At 60.5% G+C, this 13461-nt stretch carries 10 protein-coding genes; 9 read left to right on the forward strand and 1 reads right to left on the reverse strand.

The window, feature by feature from the left end:
* The first annotated feature begins 47 nt into the window (after positions 1-47).
* The gene (gene miaB / locus AC097P_RS22085) at positions 48-1397 is read left to right on the forward strand and encodes a tRNA (N6-isopentenyl adenosine(37)-C2)-methylthiotransferase MiaB (RefSeq protein ID WP_479612600.1); all 1350 of its coding nucleotides are present in this window, start codon (positions 48-50) and stop codon (positions 1395-1397) included.
* A 52-nt stretch (positions 1398-1449) separates the two neighbouring features.
* Complete coding sequence (locus tag AC097P_RS22090) at positions 1450-2499, forward strand: DUF3108 domain-containing protein (protein WP_479612601.1); 1050 nt, start codon at positions 1450-1452, stop codon at positions 2497-2499.
* A 69-nt stretch (positions 2500-2568) separates the two neighbouring features.
* Here the strand turns inward: AC097P_RS22090 and ffh are convergent, their stop codons facing one another.
* Positions 2569-3942: a signal recognition particle protein gene (gene ffh / locus AC097P_RS22095; protein WP_479612602.1), complete on the reverse strand. Its 1374-nt coding sequence runs from the start codon at positions 3940-3942 to the stop codon at positions 2569-2571.
* A gap of 79 nt (positions 3943-4021) precedes the next feature.
* On the opposite strand from ffh, the gene AC097P_RS22100 reads away from it, so the two are divergent.
* The 7 genes from AC097P_RS22100 to AC097P_RS22130 all read left to right on the forward strand — a co-directional run bounded on the left by AC097P_RS22100 (position 4022) and on the right by AC097P_RS22130 (position 13460).
* A complete protein-coding gene (locus AC097P_RS22100; RefSeq protein ID WP_479612603.1) occupies positions 4022-4825 on the forward strand; it encodes a cytochrome C assembly family protein in 804 nt (267 codons plus the stop codon).
* Positions 4822-5049, forward strand: a complete 228-nt coding sequence (locus AC097P_RS22105; RefSeq protein WP_479612604.1) for a PP0621 family protein — start codon at positions 4822-4824, stop codon at positions 5047-5049. The genes AC097P_RS22100 and AC097P_RS22105 overlap by 4 nt, the downstream gene beginning before the upstream one ends.
* A complete protein-coding gene (locus AC097P_RS22110) occupies positions 5050-6807 on the forward strand; it encodes a two-component system sensor histidine kinase NtrB (protein ID WP_479612605.1) in 1758 nt (585 codons plus the stop codon). It begins immediately after the preceding gene.
* The gene (locus tag AC097P_RS22115; protein ID WP_479612606.1) at positions 6786-8273 is read left to right on the forward strand and encodes a sigma-54-dependent transcriptional regulator; all 1488 of its coding nucleotides are present in this window, start codon (positions 6786-6788) and stop codon (positions 8271-8273) included. The genes AC097P_RS22110 and AC097P_RS22115 overlap by 22 nt, the downstream gene beginning before the upstream one ends.
* On the forward strand, positions 8266-8865 hold the full coding sequence (gene ampD / locus AC097P_RS22120) for a 1,6-anhydro-N-acetylmuramyl-L-alanine amidase AmpD (protein ID WP_479612607.1): 600 nt from the start codon (positions 8266-8268) through the stop codon (positions 8863-8865). The genes AC097P_RS22115 and ampD overlap by 8 nt, the downstream gene beginning before the upstream one ends.
* Positions 8866-9276: 411 nt before the next feature.
* Complete coding sequence (locus AC097P_RS22125) at positions 9277-12204, forward strand: ribonucleoside-diphosphate reductase subunit alpha (protein ID WP_479612608.1); 2928 nt, start codon at positions 9277-9279, stop codon at positions 12202-12204.
* 119 nt (positions 12205-12323) lie between these two features.
* A complete protein-coding gene (locus AC097P_RS22130; protein WP_479612609.1) occupies positions 12324-13460 on the forward strand; it encodes a ribonucleotide-diphosphate reductase subunit beta in 1137 nt (378 codons plus the stop codon).
* The last annotated feature ends 1 nt before the right edge of the window (position 13461 follow it).

Raw genomic sequence — 13461 nt, forward strand, 5'->3', positions numbered from 1 at the left:
GGGCGTAAGCCGCTACCAAATCCATAGCATTTTCCAGAGAAGTCTCTATGACCAACGGCAAAAAAGTATTCATAAAAACCTTTGGCTGTCAGATGAACGAGTACGACTCGGACAAGATGGCCGACGTGTTGGGCGCCGCCCAGGGCTACACCCCGACGCAAAACGTGGACGAGGCCGATTTGATCTTGTTCAACACCTGTTCGGTGCGTGAAAAAGCGCAAGAGAAAGTGTTTTCGGACCTGGGTCGCGTGCGCCACCTGGCCAAGAAGGGCGTGCTGATCGGCGTGGGCGGCTGCGTCGCCAGCCAGGAAGGCGCAGAGATCATCAAACGTGCTCCCTTTGTGGACGTGGTATTTGGCCCGCAGACGCTGCACCGCCTGCCCGAGATGCTGAACGCGCGCAAGGCGCTGAACAAGCCGCAGGTGGACATCAGCTTCCCCGAGATCGAGAAGTTCGACCACCTGCCGCCCGCCAAGGTGGAGGGCGCGTCGGCCTTTGTCAGCATCATGGAAGGCTGTAACAAATACTGCAGCTATTGCGTCGTCCCCTATACCCGTGGCGAAGAAATCAATCGCCCCTTTGAAGATGTGTTGGTGGAAGTGGCCGGCCTGGCCGACCAGGGCGTCAAGGAAATCACGCTGCTGGGCCAGAACGTCAATGCCTGGCGTCACACCATGGGCGGTACCAGCGAAGAGGCCGACTTTGCAACGCTGCTTGAATACGTGGCCGACATCCCAGGCATCGAGCGCATCCGTTTCACCACCAGCCACCCCAACGAGTTCACACCGTCGCTGATCGCGGTGTATGACAAGATCCCTAAGCTGGTCAGCCATTTGCACCTGCCGGTACAACACGGCAGCGACAGGATTCTGATGGCCATGAAGCGCGGCTACACGGCGATGGAGTACAAGAGCACCGTGCGCAAGCTGCGCGCGATCCGGCCCGACATGGCGATGAGCAGTGATTTCATCGTCGGCTTCCCCGGAGAGACCGAGGACGATTTCAACAAGATGATGAAGCTGATCGACGACATCGGTTTCGACAACAGCTTCAGCTTTATCTTCAGCCCCCGCCCCGGCACACCGGCGGCCAACCTGCACGACGACACCCCGCATGACGTCAAGTTGCGCCGCCTGCAGCATTTGCAAGCGGCCATCAACGCCAACATCACACGCATCTCTGAGAGCCGCCTGAATACCGTGCAGCGCATCCTGGTGGAGGGCAATAGCAAGCGCGACGGCGGCGAACTGATGGGCCGTACGGAGTGCAACCGCGTCGTGAACTTCGCCGGCCAGCCACGCCTGGTAGGGCAACTGGTCGATGTGCGGATCACCGAGACGCGCAGCTATACGCTAAGGGGCGAGGTTCTGACCAACGAGGCTGTTGCCACGGCCTGACTCCAGAATGCCGCTACATCACCCCGGCGTTCCGCGGCCCTACTGATTACGCATGCACCATCCCAGCCTCGCCAGCCTTCGCAGGCGGCTGTACACACATTTTGCCCTGTCCACCGCAAGGCGCCGCAAGCTAGGCACCATGGCGCTGGTGGTTATAGCCCACTGGCTGCTGCTCGGCGGCCTGCCGCGAAGCCTCTACAGCGCCAGGTGGACGGGGTCGCCGCATGTGGCGGTCAGCGCCCTCCCCACCACCACGACTGTGTATGTGGAGTTGAGCCCCGCCCTGATGCCGCCACCCAGCCCGCCGGTGGCAAGCACAAATACTGTCCCCCCTGCGGCTGCCCAGGCCCAGCCGGCCGCCGAGCCCGGCGCGCCGTCCGATATCCCGCCATCGGACGAGGTCTTCTTTGGCGTCGCTGGCATGGTGGACGAGGACCAGTCCATCCTGCTGGCGACCCCCACTCCCGTGCGGCTGCAATACGAAATTCAGCGCCAGATCAATGGCCGCCGCGACTTCGCGCAGGCGGAGCTGCGGTGGCAACACGACGGAAGAAGTTACACCGCCCGCATGGTGCTCAGCGATTTTGAAACCGCGCCGCGGACCGTGATCAGCGAAGGGCAACTGAGCGACAAAGGGCTAGAGCCTGTGCGGTTTGAGGACAAGGTTCGCAACCCAACCGCCGTGCAGTTCGACCGCGTGGCCGGCAAGCTGCGCTTTGGCCCCACCATGCTGGAAGCAGACCTCACACTGGCGGCGCAGGATCAACTCAGCGTCTGGGTGCAATTGGCCTCGCTGTTTTCAGGCAATGCAGAACGGCTGCCAGCGGGAAGTCTGCTGGCCTTTCAGGTAGTCGGCGCTACGGCGTCCGAGCGGTGGGTGTTCCGGGTGGCAGAGTCGACTGTGCTGAAGACCGTGCCTGCGGCCCCCTCCATGAACGCAATCCATCTTATTCGCGAACCGGTCGCGCAAACCGGGGGCGCGTCACCACAATTGGACGTATGGGTGGCACCCGACCTTGGCTTCATGCCGCTACGCATCCGTCTGTCCCGCAGCAATGGGGATTTTGTGGACCAGTTATGGTGGACGAGCGGGAAACCCTGACACCCTGTCTGACACCCGGGATCAATTGACGACAGAGCTCCGCTGCGCCGCGGTTTGTCCCGCACGGTCTCAGAAAGGCATTCCCGGCATACCCTTCATTCCCTTCATGCCCCCCAGTCGCTTCATCATCTTCATCATGCCGCCGCCTGAGAATTTCTTCATCATGGTTTGCATCTGCTCAAACTCCTTGAGCATGCGGTTGACTTCCTGAACGTGGACGCCGGCGCCGGCGGCAATGCGGCGTTTGCGCGTGGCTTTGATGAGCTCGGGCTTGCGGCGCTCCAGTGGCGTCATGCTGTGGATGATGCCTTCTTTGCGCTTGATGTCTTTCTCGGCCTGGTCCATGTTCACATTGCCGGCCTTGGCCGTCATGGCGGCCGGCAGCTTGTCCATCAGGCTGGACAGGCCACCCATCTGCTTCATCTGCTGGATCTGGGCCAGGAAATCGTTCAAATCAAAACCGGCGCCGCTCTTGACCTTGGCGGCCAGCTTTTGCGCCGCAGCAATATCCACCCCAGAGGTGACCTGCTCCACCAGTGCCAGGATGTCGCCCATGCCCAGAATACGACCGGCGTGGCGCTCCGCATCGAACACCTCCAGGCCGTCCAGCTTTTCGCTGGTACCGGCAAACTTGATCGGTGCACCGGTGATCTGGCGCACCGACAGCGCTGCACCGCCGCGTGAATCGCCGTCCAACTTGGTCAGGATGATGCCGGTCAGCGGCAGCGCTTCCTTGAAGGCCTTTGCCGTGTTGACCGCATCCTGGCCCTGCATGGCATCAACGACAAACAAGGTTTCAACTGGGTTCAGCGCAGCGTGCAGTTCCTTGATCTCGGCCATCAGCACTTCGTCGATCGCCAGGCGGCCAGCAGTGTCAACGAGCAGCACGTCAAAGAAATGCTTCTTAGCATAGTCCAGCGCGGCACGGCCGATGTCGACTGGCTTCTGGTCCGCGGTGGACGGAAACCATTCTGCGCCGGCCTGGGCAGTCACCGTCTTCAACTGTTCAATAGCGGCGGGGCGATACACGTCGCCCGATACCGTCAACACCTTCTTTTTACGCTTCTCAATCAGGTGTTTGGCCAGCTTGGCCGTGGTTGTGGTTTTACCAGCACCCTGCAGACCGGCCATCAGGATCACGGCAGGGGGCTGCGCGTTGAGGTTGATGTCGCTGACACCCTCCCCCATCGTTGCAGCCAGCTCCTTGCTGACGATGCTGACCAACACTTGGCCTGGCTGCAGCGAGCCCATGACTTCCTGGCCCAGGGCCTTGTCCTTGACTCGGGCGATGAAATCGCGCACGACCGGCAATGCCACGTCGGCCTCCAGCAGCGCCATGCGCACTTCGCGCAGCATGTCGGAGACATTGGTTTCGGTAATGCGGGCCTGGCCTCGCATTTCCTTGACGAGGCGAGATAGTTTGTCGGAGAGTGCGGAAGCCATAGAGGGACGTATTCCGTTGACGGAACCAGGTGTGAAGGCCAACAAAGGCTGGCGAAAAGCGAAACGCTAAACTGTACCCATGATTTTAGCCAGTGCGCCTCCCCTTAGCCTGATCCTGTCGATTTTGGCCGCCGTTGCCTATGGCTGGCCGGCGCTGCGCACGGTCCAGGTGAACGCGCATGCCGCGCGGCTGTGGGTTGGTGCAGCCTGGTTGATGCACGGTGCCGTGCTGGCCATCACACTCCTGGGCCAGCAACCGCACTTTGGTTTTGCGCCGGCGATGTCGGTCACCGCGTGGCTGGTAGCTGCCATCTATGCGGTGGAGAGCCAGATATTTCCGCAACTCCCAACCCGGTGGACGCTGGGTGTCGTGGGTGCGGCCGCCGTGCTGGCGGCCTTTTTCTTCCCTGGCGGCCCCATGCCGGTAGCAGCATCGGCCTGGCTGGCGGTGCACCTGGCTTTCGGCGTGGCCTGCTACGGTTTGTTTGGCATTGCCGTGGTGCATGCCTGGTTCATGACGCGGGCTGAGACCCGTATCCGCCACGCGCAGGACCCCGATAGCGGATTGCCGTTGCTGACGCTGGAGCGGTTGACCTACCGTTTCGTCGGAGCCGGTTTTGTGCTGCTCAGTGCGACCCTGCTGGCCGGAGTACTGTTTGGTGAGACGCTGTACGGCTACGGCCATGCCTGGCGATGGGACCACAAGACCGTTTTTTCTACACTCGCATGGATCACCTTTGCGATATTGCTGATCGGTCGCTCGGCGTTTGGCTGGCGGGGCAAGCGCGCGGTCCATGTACTGTATGTGGGATCCGCCTTTTTGCTACTGGCCTACGTTGGCTCGCGCTTTGTGATGGAAATCATTCTGGGTCGCACGCCGTGAGGTTTGTGCTCGTCTTTCTAGTGGTGCTGGTGCTGGCTTGGCGCTGGCGCAGTTGGCGCGAGGCCCGTCAGCGGGCGCTTCAAGACAAGAACCGCACAACACCGGAGATTGTGGGCATGGTGGCCTGTCACCACTGCGGGTTGCATATTCCTCAGCGGGACGCCGTATCTGGCACCCTGGGTAACTATTGCAGCGCGGCCCACCGGTTGCGCGTGGAGCCCTGAATGGAGCAGTCGCGGCTGGCCGCATCGTGGTTCGACCTGGACCCGTCCGACGCCCAAGCGATACCGGCCGAGGACGCCTATGAAATGGTGCGCCAGTGGCAGGGCTTCATGACGGCCCGGCTGGTACTGGGTGTGGTGCTGGTGGGGTTGCAAATTGCTCTGTTCGTGACAGGCACGGCGCACAGCAATGTGCAGATTGCCATCAGCGCGGCCTACCTGCTCGGCACCCTGGCGAGCAAGCTGTTCGTCAAACCCCGTCCGCTGGGGCAGTCCTTCAACCGGGTCTGGGGCGCGCTGGTCGGGCTCGATCTACTGACCTTCTCGGCCCTGCAGATGTTGCAAGCCAGCAGCGGAACCAGCATCAACTACACCCCGCTCTTTGCACTGCCCATCCTGGTTGCATCCGTATTGGGCTCGTTGCGCCTCGCCCTGGGCACCGCCGCCGGCATCACCGTACTGATGCTGGCAGAAGCTTTGCTGTCGTACCTCAAGGGGCCGACCGATGCCACGCCGTATTTCGCCCAATCTGCGCTCAGTGGCGTTGGCTACTTTGCGATCGCCTGGTTGTCCAACCAGTTGTCGACCCGTTTGGCGAATGAGGGACGCCGCGCCCACCAAAGCCACTTGGCCGCAACCATCCAGCGTCAGGTGAATGAGCTGGTCATAGAGTCCCTGCCGGACGGCGTCCTCGTCGTCGATGAACGGGGTATCGTGCGCGCAGCCAACCCCATGGCGCGGCAGCTGCTGGGTTCACAGCAGGCGCTGCGCGCCCAGGTGTTCGACCTGAACGATGAGTTGGGGTGGCGCCCGTTGGTAAATCTGACGCGCCTGTGCGTGGGCACGGGCCACAGCCAGGAAGAAGACGTGACCATACGCCACGGTAATGAAGGCCCGCGCCGTGTGCATGCCCGCGCGCGGCTGGCAACGCACCCGGGCCAAACCGGTGACAGCCTGTGTGTGCTGTTTTTACAAGACCAGCGCGAGCTCGAGGCCCGCGTGCGCACCGAACGGTTGGCCAGCATGGGCCGGCTGTCTACCGCCGTGGCCCACGAAATCCGCAACCCGCTTTCAGCGATCACACAGGCCAATGCGCTGCTGGAGGAGGACCTCTCGGACCCACGGCTCAAAAAACTGACCAGCATGGTGACGCAAAACGCCAAGCGGCTGGAGAAGATTGTCAACGACATCCTAAATATCTCCCGCGTGCAGCCCTACGATCCGAGCTACCTCGTGCCCACGGTTCCGCTGGACGCATCCACCCACCGCATCTGCAGCGACTGGTCCACACAGACCAACAGCCAGCAACGCCTGACGATTCACCCTGGAGACCAGGCCATAGGCGTGCGCTTTGACACCGAGCACCTGCGCCGGGTGCTGGTCAACCTGCTGGACAATGCACTCCGGTATACCGAAGACCAGCCAGATGCCATTCAGGTTTTTCCAGGCGTCACCGATGGGCAGCACGCCACAGTCTCCATCTGGAGCGACTCGGCTCCGATGGACCAGTCGGTGGAGCGGCATCTGTTCGAACCCTTTTTCTCGTCGGACAGCCGCTCCAGTGGTCTGGGCCTGTACATCTGCCGGGAGCTGTGCGAGCGCCACGATGCATCCCTCATCTACCAGCGTACGGTGCGCAGCGCGCGCGGCCAACCGACTGAGGGCAATGAGTTTGTCGTTACATTCAGACGTGCAGAATCCCCGGATAATTCGCCATCGGCAGAAATGACCACAACCCCATGGCAACCCACGCTGTACTGAACAACGCCCAGATTCTGGTCATCGACGATGAACCCGATCTGCGCACGCTGTATGAGCTCACGCTGTTGCGCGAGGGCTATCGTGTGGACACCGCCGGCAGCGTACAGGAAGCCCTGCAACTGCTGAACGCGCAGCGCTTTGACGTCGTCATCACCGACATGCGCCTGCCGGACGGCTTGGGTACCGAGATCCTTGCCCACATGAAGACGCAGCACCGCTCGGAGCGCAGCATTGTCATCACCGCCCATGGGTCGGCGGAAAACGCCGTGGAGTCGCTGAAAGCCGGAGCATTCGATTACCTGACCAAGCCGGTGGACCTGAAACAGTTCCGTACCGCCATTGCCTCGGCCGTACTGGGCACTACGCAGAAAGCCGGTCCCGCCCGGCGTGCCACCGATGCCAGGTCCTTGGACCCGGGAGATGCCAACGGCCATGGCCAACGGGCGCTCTCCAGACTAGCCGGTGAGTCGGCGGCCATGCGCCAGGTCAAAGACCGCATCGTCAAAGTGGCGCGCAGCATGGCCCCTGTATTGATCCGTGGTGAATCCGGCACCGGAAAGGAATTGGTCGCCAGTGCGCTACACGCCACCAGCCACCGCGCCGCGGGCCCGTGGGTGGCCGTCAATTGCAGCGCCATACCCGAGAACTTGCTGGAGAGCGAGTTCTTTGGCGCCAAAAAGGGCGCCTACACCGGCTCGGTACAGGACCGAGAAGGATTCTTTCAAGCGGCCAAAGGCGGCACGCTCTTTCTGGATGAGATCGGCGATCTGCCGCTGGCGATGCAATCCAAATTGCTGCGTGCCATACAGGAGCGCTGCGTGCGTCCGGTGGGCTCCAATCAGGAAGAAACGGTGGATGTTCGCATCGTCAGCGCCACCCACAAGGATCTGCCCGCCGAGGTCGCGACGGGGCGCTTCCGCCAGGATCTCTTTTACCGGCTTAATGTCATCGACATCGTGATACCGCCGCTGCGCGAGCGCTGTGAAGATCTTCCGGCCCTGTGCCGCGCATTGCTGGCCCGCATCGCAGACGAATCCCAAATGCCAGTTCCCGAACTGGCCGAAGGCTGTATGGAACAGCTCGCTCTGCTGCCCCTGCATGGCAATGTGCGGGAGCTAGAAAATCTATTGCACCGCGCCGTGGCCTTGTGCGATGGAGACACCTTGCGGCTCGATGACCTGCCCCAGCCCAGCAGTAGTGCCACCCCGTTGGCGGCTGATCAAGCGCCCAACCCAGTCCCCTTCGTGATTCCTGCCCCCGTCCCGACCCACGACATTGTCCTGCCGAGTGACCTGCAGGGTCACCTGGACCAGCAGGAACGCGAGATCCTGATCAAAAGTTTGAAGGAAACCAACTTCAACCGGACGCTGGCCGCATCCCGTCTGGGCTTGAGCCTGCGGCAGATCCGCTACCGCATCGCACGCCTGAAAATTGATGTGCCGCGTGACGACAGTCCCGATGAATGATCCGCATGGGTCAGACTCGGCGACATGGCACAACGGCCGGTATCGCCTTGCGCAATGGCTGGCATCACCGAACTTTGGCCCCAGGCCTTCACAGGCGCACACAGACCTCATCGTTTTGCACTCCATCAGCTTGCCACCGGGCATCTATGGCGGCAACTACGTGCAAGACCTGTTCACCAACCGGTTGGATTGGGATCAGCACCCGTATTTCAAAGAGATCAAGGGGCTGGAAGTCTCCGCACATTTTTACGTACGGCGCGACGGCGAGGTCTGGCAGTTCGTCAGTACCGACGACCGTGCGTGGCATGCCGGTGTATCCCACTACCGGGGGCGCAGCAACTGCAATGACGACTCCGTAGGCATAGAACTCGAAGGCCTGGAGGGCTACCGGTTTGAACCCGCGCAATACGAAGCCCTGTGCGCACTGTGCTCTGCACTGATTCAGCGATACCCTATTTCGCACATTGCAGGGCATGAACATATTGCCCCAGGTCGCAAAGCTGATCCTGGTTTAGGCTTCGATTGGAATTTGTTACAAAAATGCCTGGGTCTGGGAGATCAGTGTTTTCCCGAGGGCGTTCGGCGCAAGTAGAAGCGACGGCCTTAGCCGCTTGCGCGGCGGTACTCCACTGTCTCCATCCGCTGCAGCAATACGGGCACTATGCCCGTCACGTTTCCATGCGGCTCTTCAAGCCAAATACCCTTGAGAGCCGCATATGCATTGGCTGCAGCCGCACACATCCCCAACCGGCAAGGCCTGCAGCTCGCAACCGAATCGCGCACACCAAACAAGTCGCCCTGTGCTGCCCTGCAGCACTTTTTCTGCGCCCCCGGCCATTTGCCCCGAGGAGCCCGGGTACACTACCGGTAGTGGCTTGCAAGCACTTCACACCCCATATATAGTGTGCGCTGTCTTTACCGACTTTTCGACAATCGCGACCCGGAAGTCAGTCACAACGCCCTGCTAAGCCCAAGAAAAAATAGCCATTTAGACGAGGAAACCATGCAATCAGTAGCTTTAAACACCGGCGCACAAGCGTCTCCCGCCCTGCTGTCCACGCACAGCGATAACGCGGCTGATAGCGCAGGCGTGAACAACCTAGCGCACTACCAGATCATTCGCCGCAATGGCGCCGTTGTGCCCTTTGAGCCCAACAAGATCGCCGTGGCCATGATGAAGGCCTTCCTTGCCGTCCACGGCACCCAGGGCGCGGCGTCTGCCAGCGTGCGCGAGGTAGTCGAAACGCTGACGCAGCAGGTCATCCGGGCCTTGGTGCGCTCGCGTCCAGGCGGCGGCACCTTCCATATTGAAGACGTGCAAGACCATGCGGAATTGGGACTGATGCGTGGTGGCCACCACGAAATCGCACGCGCCTATGTTCTGTACCGCGAGCGCCGGGCCCAGGAACGCGCCAAGCAGGTAGCCGAGGTGGCGCCGCCTGCACCGGTACTGCACGCCATTGACAATGGTCAGCGCGTGGTGCTGGACCTGAACCAACTGAAGAGCCTGATTGAGACCGCCTGCACCGGCCTGGGTGCCGATGTCAGCGCCGGCCCCATCCTGGCCGAGACCATGCGTAACCTGTACGACGGCGTTCCCATGGAGGAGGTCTACAAGGCCTCCATCCTGGCGGCCCGTACGCTGATCGAAAAAGACCCGGACTACACCTACGCCACCGCGCGCCTGCTGTTCCACACAATCTCCCGCGAAGTGCTGGGCCGCGATGTGGCGCCGGCGGACATGGCAGAGGCCTATACCGATTACTTCCCCGGCTTCATCAAGCGCGGCGTGAATGCCGAGTTGCTGGACGAGCGCCTGATGCAGTTCGACTTGGCACGCTTGGGCGCGGCCTTGAAGGCCGAGCGCGACATGCAGTTTGATTACCTGGGCCTGCAGACCCTGTATGACCGCTACTTCCTGCATGAAGGCAAGACCCGTATCGAATTGCCGCAAGCCTTCTTCATGCGTGTGGCCATGGGCTTGTCGCTGAACGAGATCGACCGCGAAGCCCGTGCCATTGAGTTCTATGAAGTGCTGTCGCGCTTCGACTTCATGTCCAGCACGCCCACGTTGTTCAACAGCGGTACGCTGCGCTCGCAACTCTCCAGCTGCTACCTGACCACCGTGCCGGATGATCTGGACGGCATCTACGAGTCCATCAAGGAAAACGCCCTGCTGTCCAAATTTGCCGGCGGCCTGGGCAATGACTGGACCCGCGTGCGTGCACTCGGTGCCCATATCAAGGGTACCAACGGTGAATCCCAAGGCGTCGTGCCTTTCCTGAAGGTCGTCAATGACACGGCCGTTGCGGTCAACCAGGGCGGCAAGCGCAAGGGCGCGGTCTGCACTTACCTGGAAACCTGGCACCTGGATATCGAAGAGTTCCTGGAGCTGCGCAAGAACACCGGCGATGACCGCCGCCGCACCCACGACATGAACACAGCGAACTGGATCCCCGATCTGTTCATGCGCCGCGTCATGGAAAAAGGAACCTGGACCCTGTTCTCCCCCAACAACGTGCCTGACCTGCACGATCTGTTTGGCGCTGAATTCGAAAAAGCCTACGTAGCTTACGAAGAAAAAGCGGCACGCGGCGAAATCAAGCCAGCCCGCACCATCCAGGCAAGCGACCTGTGGCGCAAGATGCTGACCATGCTGTTCGAGACCGGCCACCCCTGGATCACGTTTAAGGACGCCTGCAATGTGCGCTCGCCGCAGCAGCATGCCGGCGTCGTGCACTCCAGCAACCTGTGTACCGAGATCACGCTGAACACATCCGATACTGAAACGGCAGTCTGCAATCTGGGCTCGGTCAACCTGCGCCAGCATTTGAAAGACGGTAAGCTGGACCACGACAAGCTCAAGCGCACCATCGGCACGGCCATGCGCATGCTGGACAACGTCATCGACATCAACTACTACGCAGTCAAGAAGGCACGTGACTCCAACCTGCGCCACCGCCCAGTGGGCCTGGGTGTGATGGCCTTCCAGGACAGCCTGTACGAACTGCGCATCCCGTATGCCAGCGAAACCGCCGTGCAGTTTGCCGACGAGTCCATGGAAGCCATCTGCTACTACGCCTACTGGGCGTCGACCGAGTTGGCCAAGGAGCGCGGCAAGTACTCCACCTACCGTGGTTCGCTGTGGGACAAGGGCGTGCTGCCGCTAGACACGCTGGATATGCTGGCATCGGCCCGCGGCGGTTACGTCGAGGTGGACCGATCCTCCACGCTGGACTGGAATGCTTTGCGCAACAAGATCGCGCAAGATGGCATGCGCAATTCCAACTGCGTGGCTATCGCGCCGACCGCCACCATTTCCAACATCATTGGTGTGGACGCATCCATTGAGCCCAGCTTCGGCAACCTGTCGGTCAAGTCGAACTTGTCGGGGGAGTTCACCGTCATCAATGGCTACCTAGTCAAGGACCTGAAACGGCTCGGTCTGTGGGATGACGTCATGGTGATGGACCTGAAGCACTTTGACGGATCACTCGGTCCCATCGACCGCGTCCCTGCCGAAGTCAAGCAGCTCTACGCCACCGCATTCGAAGTGGAAACGCAGTGGCTGGTGGAAGCCGCAGCCCGTCGCCAGAAGTGGATTGACCAGGCGCAATCACTGAACATCTATATGGCTGGCGCATCGGGCAAGAAGCTCGACGAGACCTACAAGCTGGCCTGGTTACGCGGTTTAAAAACAACCTACTACCTGCGCACCATGTCGGCAACCCATGCCGAGAAATCGACCGTGACGGCAGGCAAGATGAACGCTGTTTCTTCGGGCAACGATGCCAAGGGTTCTATGCGCTCCTCCAGTGCATTGGAAGCAGCTGCAGCAGCGGCACAAATGCAAATGGAAATGGCCACCGTTGCTGCAACCGACATCAAGTTTTGCGGTGTTGATGACCCAACATGCGAGTCTTGTCAGTAAACACACGCCACACACCGCACGTGATGCGATGCTATTGAGCAACACATATTTGCAGTGAAGTGCATGATTACTTTTCATTTCATTTCACTGCTCTCATAATCCGCAGATTGGAATTATTTATGTTGACCTGGGACGAAGAAGTCAAGCCCACACCGCTAACAAAATTTGCGTTCACGCCGACGGAGACCCCGCCGGTCGAGCGGGCGCAAAACACTCCCGTAGTTAAACCTGCAGTCCCCCTTCGTATGAAGGCTTCGGACAAGCGCATCATCAACGGTCAGACCGACGTCAACCAGTTGGTGCCCTTCAAATACAAATGGGCTTGGGAAAAATATCTGGCCAGTTGCGCCAACCACTGGATGCCGCAAGAGGTCAACATGACCCGCGACATCGCACTGTGGAAAGACCCCAATGGCCTGACCGAAGACGAGCGCCGCATCATCAAGCGCAACCTCGGTTTCTTTGTGACCGCTGATTCGCTGGCCGCCAACAACATCGTGCTGGGCACCTACCGCCACATCACCGCACCCGAGTGCCGCCAGTTCCTGTTGCGCCAAGCCTTTGAAGAAGCCATTCACACCCATGCCTACCAGTACATCGTGGAGTCACTGGGCCTGGATGAGAGCGAGATCTTCAACGCCTACAACGAGGTGCAGTCCATCCGCGACAAGGACCAGTTCCTGATCCCGTTCATCGAAGCGATCATGGACCCCAATTTCAAGACCGGCACGCACGAAACCGACCAGACGCTGTTGAAGTCGCTCATCGTTTTTGCCTGCTTGATGGAAGGCCTGTTCTTCTACGTCGGCTTCACGCAGATCCTGGCACTGGGCCGGCAAAACAAGATGACCGGTGCAGCCGAGCAGTACCAGTACATCCTGCGCGACGAGTCCATGCACTGCAACTTCGGCATCGACCTGATCAACCAGCTCAAGCTGGAGAACCCGCAGTTGTGGACGGCGGAGTTCAAGGCCGAAATCAAGGGCCTGTTCGAAACCGCTGTTGACCTGGAATACCGTTATGCCGAAGACACCATGCCGCGCGGCGTGCTTGGCATGAATGCATCCATGTTCAAAGGCTATCTGCGTTACATCGCCAACCGCCGCGCGACGCAGATCGGCCTGGAAGCTCTGTACCCCAACGAGGAAAACCCTTTCCCGTGGATGAGCGAGATGATTGATTTGAAGAAGGAACGTAACTTCTTCGAAACCCGTGTCATTGAATACCAGTCGGGCGGCGCGCTGTCCTGGGACTAGT

This window comes from Rhodoferax sp. ZS1R8 (assembly GCF_056521325.1).